The sequence below is a fragment of the Thermodesulfatator autotrophicus genome, assembly GCF_001642325.1.
GTDB classification, from domain to species: domain Bacteria; phylum Desulfobacterota; class Thermodesulfobacteria; order Thermodesulfobacteriales; family Thermodesulfatatoraceae; genus Thermodesulfatator; species Thermodesulfatator autotrophicus.
Map to the genome: position 1 here is coordinate 1 of NZ_LSFI01000064.1, position 10,883 is coordinate 10,883.

Consider the following 10,883-nt stretch of genomic DNA (forward strand, 5'->3'; position numbering starts at 1 on the left):
ACACAATTACTGAAATACTACCAAAATACCCGTAGCTACTATTCCCTGGTCCGTAACAATAAGGGGCTTTTTTGCTCCTAGAGAAGTGATTCTTGAAGGTATCTCTTTTAAGGCCCCAAAACCTATCAAACTAACTGTAGGCATAAAAAAAAGCGTTTACCTGTTCCACCACAGCCATTTTCCTACACCTCCTGAAATTATTTTAAATTATATTTATTATGTGAATAAATTTTTATGAAACTCAAACTTTATGAAGCTGAACTATAATGAAAAAAATGATATTGTGACTGTTTTTCAGTTTTAGATGAAATTATTCTAGAGTTTTTTAGGTTTATTTTGGATTTTGATGTATATATTTGGGCTTAATTTGCTTAATGAGAGCGTAAAACATGACAATTTTAGGTTGTCATTGCGAGTTTTTTCTTAACATGTCATTGCGAGCGAAGCGAAGCAATCTCAGGTCCCTTCGCTACCGCTCGGGACAAGGATTACTTCATCGCACTTCGTGCTCCTCGTATGACCTGGTAGGGGCACTTTGCCACGGCGACTACGTCGCCTCGCGATGACGCTTTGTAATGTAAAAAATGTTCCAATTTAATAATAGAGCGAGTTTTCAACGTCTTTTGTTGCTTTAAGCGTATTTCCAAAATATTTTAAAATCTCATTATCCTTTGGAGGTGAAAAATGACCCCAGAAGAAAAGCTGGCACAAAAAATTGCTGAATTTATGGTCCAGAATGACCAGGTAGCCGTCAAATACAATATGGAAGTGAAAGAAGTTAAGCCTGGTTATGCTCGAGTCTCCATGAAAGTTACCAGAGACATGCTAAATGCCGTAAAAATTGCCCATGGTGGGGTTATTTTTTCTCTGGCGGACTTTGCCTTTGCTGTGGCTTCAAATAGCCACGGACAAGTCTCAGTAGCAACCAATGCCCATATTAATTATATCGCCCCTGCTAAAGAGGGAGACATTCTTATAGCAGAAGCGCGAGAGGTTTCACATACCAGACGCATAGGAATTTATCACGTAGAAATTAAACGTGAAGAAACTCTAATTGCTTTTTTTACCGGAAACGTCTTTAGACGCGACGACCGGGTGGAGGACTGGATGAAACCCTAAAATTTCCCTAAAAGCATGAGAAGGCCTAATAATATAAAAAGAACTCCACCGGCCAGCCGGATATATTTCAAAGGAAGGTGGTTCTGGACAAAAGCACCAGCAAGTACTCCCAGGCCAGCCGCTGTCACCAGAGCCAAAGCCGCGGCCATAAATATCAAAAATTTGTTCTTATTTTGAGCGGAAAACATTAACGTGGCCAGCTGGGTTTTATCTCCAATTTCAGCCAAAAATATGGTCAAAAAAACCGTTATAAACAGCTTCATTTTTTCGTTTTTTTGATTATTAAATAACCTACAAGGGCGCCAGCTCCCAAGAAAACGAGACGATATGAAAACCTAAATATAATACTTTTTTCCAGCTTATGGCTAAGAGGCATGACTGAATTTTAGAAGAAATTACGGAAATAGTCAAAAATTGCTGGTTTAAGACCAAAGCCAGGAAAGACATGCTAAAAATTGCTTCTCTCATAGACTTCTTAGTTGAAAAAATTGGCCAAATTTTAGGCTATTTGTGCCTGCTGATGATTGTTTTTGGTTTTTTAAACGCCATTTTGCGAAAATTGTCTCAGTACGTCGGGACAAATCTCACCTCTAACCTATATTTTGAAGCCCAATGGTATATTTTCGCCCTGATTTTTGTTTATGGCTTCTCATATACCCTTCTTTATAAAGAACACGTAAAAATTGATATCTTTTTCAATCGTTTTTCCCAAAAAACACAAAAGGCTTTAAACTTCGTCATGGCTCTCTTTATTTTTGTTCCTGTGTCTTTTCTGTTGTTTTATTTAACCTATCCTATGGTCTGGAAGTCCTGGCAAATAAAAGAAGTCTCTCCTGACCCAGGAGGCCTTCCCCGTTACCCTTTAAAATTGGCTATCTGGGGTGGGCTTTTTCTACTTTTTTTACAGAGTCTCAGTGAAACCATAAAAACCTGGTATTCCTGGAGAAAAGAATGACGCCTGAAACTTTACTGGTCCCTGCCATGTTTCTTTTTTTAATTTTTCTTCTTTTTTTGGGAGTTCCTGTGGCCTTTGCCCTATCAGGTACTGCCTTTTTCTTCTCCATAATAGGAATAAAGCTGGGATTATTTGGCTTTGAACTTCTTTACGCCCTTCCCGAAAGGTTAATGGGTATAGCTGAAAACTATGTTCTTCTGGCCATTCCCTTTTTTATTTTTATGGGTAGCCTTCTTGAACGCTCTGGCCTGGCTGAAAATCTTTTAGAAACCATGGGAGAAATTTTTTCCAGCTTGAGGGGAGGGCTTGCTATAAGCGTGGTTATAGTAGGCACTCTTTTAGCCGCGGCCACAGGGATTGTGGGCGCTACTGTTATTACCATGGGGCTAATTTCCTTACCAGCTATGCTTAAGCACGGTTATTCTAAAAAATTGGCCTGCGGTGTAATTGCGGCCTCAGGCACCCTGGGCCAGATAATTCCTCCTTCTATTGTATTAATTGTTTTAGCTGACCAGCTGGGTGTCTCGGTGGGAGATATGTTTTTAGCAGCTATAGCTCCCGGGCTTATTCTGGCATCTTTTTATATAATTTTTGTCTTTGGATTCTCACTATTTAACCCCAAAGCCGCCCCAGCTATCCCAAAAAAACAGTATGTCTCTGCGTTTGAATTTATTGTTAAGGCCCTAAAGGTAGTATTTCCACCTCTTCTTTTGATAGTGATAGTACTGGGTAGCATATTCACCGGTTGGGCTACTCCTACAGAAGCAGGTGCTTTTGGAGCCGTAGGGGCCATGGCACTAGCCCTATTTTCCCGACGTTTTTCTTCAAAAAACCTAAAAGAAAGCCTTCTTACCACGGTAAAACTATCTTCTATGGTAATGTTTATTCTGGTGGGGGCTACGGCTTTTACCCTGGTCTTTCGGGGAGTTTATGGAGATTTTCTCATTGAAGACCTTTTGATTAATCTTCCAGGGGGAAAATGGGGGTTTTTGTTAACTGTAAACCTTATAGTTTTTATACTGGGTTTTTTCTTGGATTTTTTTGAAATAGTTTTTATCGTGGTCCCGTTAGTAGCTCCAGTGGCTGAAAGGCTTTTGGCCCCTTGTTTTAGTGATTTTTCAGAACCATCTAAAATAGCCCTGGTCTGGTTTGGAGTTATGATTTCTATGAATCTGCAAACGTCTTTTCTTACACCACCACTTGGGTTTTCCCTGTTTTACTTAAAAGGAGTAAGCCCCTCTGGAGTAACCACCTCGGACATATATAAAGGAGTGATACCTTTTATCGTAATTCAACTTTTGGCGTTAGGGGCCATAATAATGGCCCCTGAAATAGCCGTAAGCCTTTTAAAATAAACAACTAACGTCCATAAAGAAACTGGTTTATGGCGAGCTCTGCTGTCCCAAACCACTTAGCAATTTCACCTCTGAAATTCTTCCAGTCTTCAAATATATCCCGATAAAGCGCATCTTTTGCGGCTAACTCTTCGTAGAGAGAAAAAGCTTCTTTTTGGGCTCTGGTCATAATTTCATCACTAAATTTAACTAACTTCACCCCTTTTTGGAGGAGTCGTTTTAAAGCTGGGGGGTTTTTGGCGTCGTATTCCTCCATCATCTGTTGGTTAGCCACTTTGGCAGCGGTTTTTAAAATCTCCTGGTACTCTTTAGGCAGACTTTCATAGGCCTTACGGTTTACTATAAGGTGTAAAGTGGCACTAGGTTCCCACCATCCAGGATAGTGGTAATACTTGGCCACTTTATAAAAGCCGAGTTTTTCGTCATCGTAAGGGCCAATCCATTCGGTGCCATCAATAGCTCCCCTTTCAAGGGCTGGATAAATATCACCACCGGCCAGCAACTGCACACTTACCCCCAGACGGGCCATAACTTTTCCTCCCAGGCCTGGAATACGAAAACGGAGGCCTTTTAAGTCATCTACTGAGCGGATAGGTTTTTTAAACCAGCCTCCCATTTGCGCACCGGTATTTCCAGCCGGAAATCCCACCACGTTAAAGTCTGCCAGAAGTTTTTCTAAAAGCCTGCCTCCCTTACTTTTATCAAGCCAGACATTTTGGGCCCGATAGGTAAGCCCAAAGGGCACACCACAGGCAAAAGCAAAGGCTTGATGTTTACCTGTATAGTAATAAAGAGCCGTATGCCCTATGGGCACAGAACCCTCTTGAACGGCGTCAAGCACTTTTAACCCTGGAACTATTTCTCCAGCCGCATATACCCTTATGTCAAAAAGACCATCAGTCATCTGGTGAACCAGCTCTGCTATTTTTTGAGGTGCCCCGAAAAGGACATCAAGAGATTTAGGCCAGCTAGTAACCAAGCGCCAGCGAATCCTCTTGCGGGCGTGAACAAAAACAGGTTTAGCCACCAGGGAAGAAACCCCTGCCGTACCAACTACTTTTAAAAAAGTTCTTCTATCCATGATTCCCTCCCACACCAGCTTTTGCAAAAGGTTATGGCTCTGTAAAATAGCTTGTAAAATTTTTAGTTAAAATTGAGGAGAAAAACAATGAAAAAGTTCGCCCTTTTCGTCTTTAATGGTGACCCGATGTGTTTTATCCATGTCCTTTTAAATGCCCTTGACATGAAAGCTAAAGGCCTTGAGGCCCAGGTGATTATGGAAGGAGCCTCAGTAAAGCTCATTCCTTCTTTAGCTGAAGAAGATAGCCCACTGCATTCTTTGTGGCAAAAATTACTTTCAGAAGGGCTGCTGGCTGGAGTATGTCAGGCGTGTTCAAGTAAGCTTGGCACCCTGGAAGCAGCCAAAAAACTTGGCCTTCCCTTACTTTCAGATATGCAGGGCCATCCCAGCATAGCTGCTTTTAGAGAAAAGGGATTTAAAATTATAACTTTTTAGAACTACTTAGCTTGTTCCAAACAAAGTAGTATCTGAGACTGCTTCGCAGGCACTTCGTGCCTCCTCGCAGTGACAATACGGACAAGTCGTTGCAAGGCCAACTTCCTACCTCGTCATTGTATAGTTTTTACGAGTGGAGTAATTTCTTATGAGACTGCTTCGCCTGTCCCGAGCGAAGCGAGGGATCTCCTCGCAGTGACAACGGAGAAATATGCTCCTCGCAGTGACAATATGGAAAAGGTTCCCCGCAGTGACAGGGAGAAGAGTCATGGCCAGCCACACACTCCCGTCATTGCGAGCGAAGCGAAGCAGTCTATAACCCAAAACTTTGCAAAGGTTTTAGCTAAATTTATAATGCCAATGCCTAAAAATCTTCTGGGTCTTCGGCTTCTAAATCAAGCATGGCTTTTAAATGCACAGCTACACAAACAGGAAGTATGTCTAAATTATAGCCACCTTCAAGCACTGAAATTACTGGAAAATCAAATTCTTCACTCCACTGGCGAACAATCTCACTGGCCTCAGCAAAACCAGCAGTAGTAACATTAAGATAGGCCATATCATCGTCCTGATGGGCATCAAAACCCGCCGCAATTATTAAGCCTTCTGGCTTAAACTCCTTTACCACGGGTTCTATTTTTTCTAAAAAGGCTTCAATGAACTGGACGTCTCCACTATCAAGCGAAAGGGGTATGTTTAAATTGTAACCCTCTCCCCGGCCTCTTCCTTTTTCTTCAGGAAGCCCAGTTCCAGGGAAACTAAAACGAGGGTTTTCATGAATACTTACGTAAAAAACTTCATCATCTTCATAAAATATGTTTTGTATTCCATTTCCGTGATGAGCATCCCAATCAATAATTAAAATACGGCGGCCATAATTTTTTTGCCAATAACGGGCTCCTATGGCCACGTTATTAAGAAAACAAAAACCCAGGGCCGTATATCTTTCGGCGTGGTGCCCTGGCGGCCTTACCGGACAAAAAATAAATTTTTCGCCTTTTTCTACCAGATCAACAGCTTTTAATACTGCCCCAGCTGCTATAAAAGCTATTTCATAGGTATCATAACAAATCTCATTTTCTTTCCCGCAAATAAAAGAACGTCCACGCAGGCAGGCCTCCTCAAAACGAAGCAAATAATTGGAATCATGGACCTCTTTAACCCATTCCAGAGGGGCTGGGCTGGGCTCAATTATTTTGATAATTTCTCCAAGAAGCCCCTCTTTAAGTCTTTTCATGATAACATCAAGCCTTTCGGGCTTTTCTGGATGTTGGGGGCTGGTACGATGATACTGAAAATCTGGAGAAAAAATAACCGGTAGCGTTTTACGCAAGTTCTTTTACCACCTTTATTACGTTTTCTTCTCGGCTTTGTATTTTAAAACCAAGCTTTTCCGCTAATTTTTGCATTTTAACATTCTCACAAAGAATTTCCATATATACCCATCTTATGCCCAATTGCTTGGCTACCTGGAGCATAGTATTACAAAGTAGCCAGCCAAGCCCTTTGCCCTGACAATCATCAGCTACTAGAAGGGCCATTTCAGCACTTACTTCATCAGGCAAACGTAAAAGATTTATCAGCCCAATAATGCGCAGTTTGCCATTTTCTTTTATTTCTGCTACCAAGTTTAGCTCTCGGTCATAATCTACGTGGCAAATTCTAGCCAACTCCTCATGTGAAATATTATTCCGCGGCTGCATAAAACGAAGTCTCAATGTTTCTTCACTGAGGGAAGCAAACATTTCAGCTAGCAAAGGCTCGTCTTCTGGCTTTATGGGCCTTATGGTGACCACTGAACCGTCTTTTAAACACACCTGAAAGACAAACTGGTTGGGATAAGGACATATAGCTAGATGCGCAGGACAGTGATAAGTCCGTGTCTCTTGTCGCGGTAAGAATGCAAAATCTTCAAGGTAAATTCTGGCTTGAGAGACATAATAGCCTTCTTGACCAAACCAAACTGGATTCAGTTCTATTTCTTTAATTTCCGGAAAATCTACAATTAGATGGGAAAAAAGTACCAATAGTTTTTCCAGCGGAACAGGAGAAAACTTTTTTTCTTTAATCAGGTATTTGTAAATTTTGGTGCGCTCCAAAATTCGTAGAGCGAGGGTTTGGTTGAGTGGAGGGAGACCAAGGGCTAAGTCTTTTTCGGCTTTTAAAGCCCGTCCTCCATAAGCAAAGCAAATTATAGAACCAAAAGTGGGGTCTTTAAACATTCCTACGGACAAAGGATAGATATCATCTTGAGGAGAAGGAGATTTTTTACCTGTCTTAATGCCATAGGCGTTTAAGATTTCAAAAACTTCTTCCTGACCAAGAGAAAGGCGGTCTTCTTTAGCCGCTGATTCAATTATGCTGCGGACTTTTTTCTGGTCAGGGAAAAAGTTTTCAAGAAGAGAGCCAGGAGTTTCAAAAAGAAGGTTTAAGAGGTGGTCATAACGATGCATGTAAAGAAAGCTTTTAACTGTTTCCACAGGGGTGATAAAGTTGGGAATATTATGTTCACTTAAAAGTTGTCGCCCGGCACTAACTCTGGCCTCACCCATAAAGCAAGCTAACACCGGTTTACATTTGACCCCTTGGGAAGCTCTAATTACAGCCCAGGCAAGCTCTTCTATATCTACCCCAAATTCAGGGGTATGGATCACAATTACTCCGTCCACCTGGGGGTCTTTCAAGCAGGCAGATACCGCTTCCTGGTAAATATTGGGAGATGCATCAGAAAGCAGGTCAACAGGATTTACCAGGCGCTCACCAGGCAATATCTTTCGCAGGACTTCTTTAGTTTTGGGGCTCAGTTCGGCCAGTTCGCCGTTGTTGGCCCTTAAAGTGTCAACTGCGATTCCTGCTGCTCCGCCGGCATTGGTGACAATGGCCAATCTTTTTCCTTTAGGGCGAGGTTGTTTGGCAAGGCTTTCAGCCACGTAAAAAAGTTCCAGTAACTCGTCCACCTGGACGATACCAGCCCTACGGAAAGCAGCCGCATAAACCCAATCCCTTCTAACTATTTTGGCAATATCCGTATATCGCTCACCGTCAAAAGATATAAACCTCCCGCTTTTAACCACCATAATGGGCTTAGCGCGGCTAAAGGCCCTGGCGGCACTTATAAACTTTCGTCCAGATTTTATGTCTCTGATAAAGACTATCAGGGCGCGGGTATAAAAATCCAGGCCCAAGTAGTCTATCATGTCTGACAAATCAATATCTACTTTATCCCCAAGAGAAGTGAAAAAACTTAGCCCGATTTTCTTTTTATCTGCCCAGTCAAGGATGGCTGAAGCCAGGGTAGAGCTATCGCTTATAAAGGCTAAGTTTCCAGGATTAAAGGAATGGGGGACAACCGAGGCGTTAATTTTTAAGTGTGGACGCAAAAATCCAAGGGTGTTTGGCCCTAGAATACGAATATTGTGTTTGATAACGTAAGCATAAAGCTGAGATAAAGCTGCCTCAGGGTTTTTCATGCGGGCTACAAAATCTCGCGCAAGTATAATAACTCCCTTTACCTTCTTCTTGACACAATCATTCAGATTGTCCCATAAATTTTCCACCGGGCCAGTTAAAATAGCCAGGTCAATTTGTTCGGGAATAGCTGTAAGCGAAGGGTAAGGAAACAGCCCACAAACTTCTTCCCGGGTTTTGTTAACTAAAAAAACTTCGCCTTTGAATCCTCGCCAAACAAGGTTTCGCAAAAGAAGTTCACTGGGAGACATGTCTCCTGGAGAGACATCCATTACGGCTATAGAACGAGGTTTAAAAATATAATCGAGGTTATAAATAGACATAAAAGGAACCTCTTTTCAGGGTTTTTTATTTTTTTATGAAAAGATTTAATCCAAATCAAACCACAATATCTCTTTTAAACATAATTGGACTTTATTGGAGGTACTTTTACTTTAGACTTTACTTTAAATTTGAAATATGAGAACAAAAAATAAAAGTACAGCTTTGCAGGGGGCGGGCTCAAAGAAACAGGATTGGGTTTACAGAAATATTAGATTTTTCCCTTTACAAGGAAAGATTGCTTCGCTTCGCTCGCAATGACAGGGTAGGGCCGCAATGACCGAGAAAGGGTTGCAATGAAAGTCCTGATATTGTCACAGCGAAATGACACTCTTATTGTCACTGCGAAGAGGCCGGAAGGCCTCTCAGAGACATTTAAAGCAGTCAGTTAAACATTTTTGCAAAGGTCTTGAACTATGAAATATTTTTTAAAAGGCCAAATCTGGGTAACCACTGAAGAAGATAAACCTTTTTTGGGGCCTGGTAGAATAGCCCTCTTGCGTAAAATACACGAGCTGGGGTCTATAAGAGCCGCCGCTAAAGCCCTAAACATGTCCTACCGTAGGGCCTGGCGCCACGTAGAATCACTCAATAAAAATGCTCCTGAACCACTAATAAAGACTTATACTGGAGGCAAAAGAGGCGGCGGAGCCAGCCTTACAAAAACAGGAATCACCGTTTTAAAACTTTTTGAAAAAATAGAAGAAGAGTTCCAGGACTTTCTGAAAAAACAAACAAAAATATTTCAAAAAAATCTAACAAATCTTCCTGACTGACTTTTTATCAGAAAAAACCGCCTAACTGTTTTTTAAAAAAGAAGAATTAAAGTTTTAAATTTTTATTAAAATCGTGATATCTAAGAAAATATCACGAGTGGCATTCATTTTGCTTTTATCAAAATAAAAACTCAATAAGGAGGAAAATTATGCTAAAAAAGAAATTTCAGACACTATTTGTCTTATTTTGGTTATTAATCTTTTTTAGTAAAAGTTTGGCAGCAGATTCCTTACAAATAGCAGCAGCGGCAAATCTACTGTATCCCTTTCAAGAGCTAGCTAAAGAGTTTGAAAAGGAAAGTAGTGTGAAAACAAAAATAATTTTTGGTTCTTCTGGGAAGCTTTTAGCCTTATTAGAACAGGGAGCCCCTTTTGACGTATTTTTTTCTGCTGATGCGAAAAGGCCTGAACACTTATATCAGAAAGGCCTTTGTTTCAAACCTGTAACTTATGCCTTAGGGGTGCTGGTCTTTTGGACAGAAGATAAGAAACTCTGTAAAATGGGCTGGCCAGAAGCCCTAAAACATGTTTCTCATCTGGCCATAGCTAACCCTAAATTGGCTCCATATGGAGAAGCAGCTATCCTTGCCCTTAAAAGGATAGAGTTTTTACCATCAAAGAACAGTGTCTTACTTAAAGCCCCAACTGTTTCTCAGGCTTTTCAATGGGCAGAATCCGGAAATGCTGAGGCCAGCTTGATAGCTTTATCCCTAGCCCTCTCTCCTAGAGGACAAAAAGGTTGCTTTCTAGAAATACCTGAGGCCCCACTTATTAAACAAAAAGCTTGTGTGTTAAAAGGGGGCCACACTCGTCTAGCAGAAAAATTTTTAAATTTTACCCTTTCTCATAAGGGCAAAAATATTTTGGCTAAATACGGCTACAAATAGGAAATAATTATGTTTTCACCGCTATGGTTATCTTTTAAACTGGCAGGGATTGTAACCGTTATCCTCATAATTCTGGCCTGCCCTCTGGCCTATATTTTAGTTTTCAAAAATTTTAGAGCCAAACCCTGGGTAGAAAGCTTTATTATGTTGCCCTTGGTGTTACCGCCCACTGTACTGGGCTCTGCCCTGCTAATGCTATTAGGGCCTTATAGCCCTATTGGCAAATTATCATTAAAACTTTTTGGAGATACTCCAGCCTTTCATTTTTCAGGTCTAGTACTGGCTTGCTTGTTACATGGCCTTCCCTTTGCTGTTCAGCCACTAAAAGCCGCTATGAATAAACTTGACCATAAAATCCTGGAGCTTGCCGAAGTAAGTGGACTTTCTCCGTTAAACACTTTCTTCAAAATAGTTTTGCCAAACGTATGGTCAGGTATTATGGCTGCAGCCATAATAACCATAGTGTTTCGTCAACTGTGTCCGCAG

Annotated in this window: 12 protein-coding genes; 7 read left to right on the forward strand and 5 right to left on the reverse strand. The window is 41.2% G+C overall.

Annotated features, from left to right (window positions below; genetic code table 11):
• Nucleotides 1-6 precede the first annotated feature (6 nt).
• A complete protein-coding gene (locus tag TH606_RS11580; RefSeq protein WP_197460567.1) occupies nt 7-144 on the reverse strand; it encodes a hypothetical protein in 138 nt (45 codons plus the stop codon).
• Between the two features lie 540 nt (nt 145-684).
• Here TH606_RS11580 and paaI point away from each other — a divergent pair.
• Nucleotides 685-1,119, forward strand: a complete 435-nt coding sequence (gene paaI, locus TH606_RS10365; protein WP_068543747.1) for a hydroxyphenylacetyl-CoA thioesterase PaaI — start codon at nt 685-687, stop codon at nt 1,117-1,119.
• On the opposite strand, the gene TH606_RS10370 is transcribed toward paaI, so the two are convergent.
• The gene (locus TH606_RS10370; protein ID WP_068543750.1) at nt 1,116-1,382 is read right to left on the reverse strand and encodes a TMEM165/GDT1 family protein; all 267 of its coding nucleotides are present in this window, start codon (nt 1,380-1,382) and stop codon (nt 1,116-1,118) included. The genes paaI and TH606_RS10370 overlap by 4 nt on opposite strands.
• 182 nt (nt 1,383-1,564) lie before the next feature.
• Between TH606_RS10370 and TH606_RS10375 the strand changes: the two genes are divergently transcribed.
• Both TH606_RS10375 and TH606_RS10380 read left to right on the forward strand, forming a co-directional pair.
• Entirely contained in the window at nt 1,565-2,074 is a 510-nt protein-coding gene (locus tag TH606_RS10375; protein ID WP_068543752.1) for a TRAP transporter small permease subunit, read from the forward strand.
• Entirely contained in the window at nt 2,071-3,429 is a 1,359-nt protein-coding gene (locus tag TH606_RS10380) for a TRAP transporter large permease (protein WP_068543754.1), read from the forward strand. Before TH606_RS10375 ends, TH606_RS10380 begins: the two co-directional genes overlap by 4 nt.
• A 4-nt stretch (nt 3,430-3,433) precedes the next feature.
• On the opposite strand, the gene TH606_RS10385 is transcribed toward TH606_RS10380, so the two are convergent.
• Entirely contained in the window at nt 3,434-4,510 is a 1,077-nt protein-coding gene (locus tag TH606_RS10385; protein ID WP_068543757.1) for a TRAP transporter substrate-binding protein, read from the reverse strand.
• Between the two features lie 87 nt (nt 4,511-4,597).
• Here TH606_RS10385 and TH606_RS10390 point away from each other — a divergent pair, with 87 nt between their 5' ends.
• The gene (locus tag TH606_RS10390) at nt 4,598-4,945 is read left to right on the forward strand and encodes a cytoplasmic protein (RefSeq protein WP_068543760.1); all 348 of its coding nucleotides are present in this window, start codon (nt 4,598-4,600) and stop codon (nt 4,943-4,945) included.
• Nucleotides 4,946-5,309: 364 nt separating this feature from the next.
• On the opposite strand, the gene TH606_RS10395 is transcribed toward TH606_RS10390, so the two are convergent.
• Together TH606_RS10395 and TH606_RS10400 are read right to left on the reverse strand one after the other, a co-directional pair.
• Nucleotides 5,310-6,278, reverse strand: a complete 969-nt coding sequence (locus tag TH606_RS10395) for a histone deacetylase family protein (protein ID WP_068543763.1) — start codon at nt 6,276-6,278, stop codon at nt 5,310-5,312.
• Nucleotides 6,271-8,736 (reverse strand): bifunctional acetate--CoA ligase family protein/GNAT family N-acetyltransferase, encoded by a 2,466-nt coding sequence (locus tag TH606_RS10400; RefSeq protein WP_068543764.1) that lies wholly within the window; start codon nt 8,734-8,736, stop codon nt 6,271-6,273. Before TH606_RS10400 ends, TH606_RS10395 begins: the two co-directional genes overlap by 8 nt.
• Before the next feature lie 414 nt (nt 8,737-9,150).
• Between TH606_RS10400 and TH606_RS10405 the strand changes: the two genes are divergently transcribed.
• The 3 genes from TH606_RS10405 to TH606_RS10415 all read left to right on the forward strand — a co-directional run.
• Complete coding sequence (locus TH606_RS10405) at nt 9,151-9,510, forward strand: winged helix-turn-helix domain-containing protein (protein WP_068543767.1); 360 nt, start codon at nt 9,151-9,153, stop codon at nt 9,508-9,510.
• Nucleotides 9,511-9,659: 149 nt separating this feature from the next.
• Nucleotides 9,660-10,397 (forward strand): molybdate ABC transporter substrate-binding protein, encoded by a 738-nt coding sequence (modA, locus tag TH606_RS10410; protein ID WP_068543769.1) that lies wholly within the window; start codon nt 9,660-9,662, stop codon nt 10,395-10,397.
• Nucleotides 10,398-10,406: 9 nt separating this feature from the next.
• A partial coding sequence (locus TH606_RS10415; protein ID WP_068543771.1) for a molybdate ABC transporter permease subunit occupies nt 10,407-10,883 on the forward strand: 477 nt, incomplete at its 3' end.

Excerpts from the sequence above, each read along its gene's own strand:
- TH606_RS11580 (WP_197460567.1), bottom strand. The coding sequence starts at position 144 with ATGCCTACAGTTAGTTTGATAGGTTTTGGGGCCTTAAAAGAGATACCT.
- paaI (WP_068543747.1), top strand. The coding sequence starts at position 685 with ATGACCCCAGAAGAAAAGCTGGCACAAAAAATTGCTGAATTTATGGTC.
- TH606_RS10370 (WP_068543750.1), bottom strand. The coding sequence starts at position 1,382 with ATGAAGCTGTTTATAACGGTTTTTTTGACCATATTTTTGGCTGAAATT.
- TH606_RS10375 (WP_068543752.1), top strand. The coding sequence starts at position 1,565 with ATGCTAAAAATTGCTTCTCTCATAGACTTCTTAGTTGAAAAAATTGGC.
- TH606_RS10380 (WP_068543754.1), top strand. The coding sequence starts at position 2,071 with ATGACGCCTGAAACTTTACTGGTCCCTGCCATGTTTCTTTTTTTAATT.
- TH606_RS10385 (WP_068543757.1), bottom strand. The coding sequence starts at position 4,510 with ATGGATAGAAGAACTTTTTTAAAAGTAGTTGGTACGGCAGGGGTTTCT.
- TH606_RS10390 (WP_068543760.1), top strand. The coding sequence starts at position 4,598 with ATGAAAAAGTTCGCCCTTTTCGTCTTTAATGGTGACCCGATGTGTTTT.
- TH606_RS10400 (WP_068543764.1), bottom strand. The coding sequence starts at position 8,736 with ATGTCTATTTATAACCTCGATTATATTTTTAAACCTCGTTCTATAGCC.
- TH606_RS10405 (WP_068543767.1), top strand. The coding sequence starts at position 9,151 with ATGAAATATTTTTTAAAAGGCCAAATCTGGGTAACCACTGAAGAAGAT.
- modA (WP_068543769.1), top strand. The coding sequence starts at position 9,660 with ATGCTAAAAAAGAAATTTCAGACACTATTTGTCTTATTTTGGTTATTA.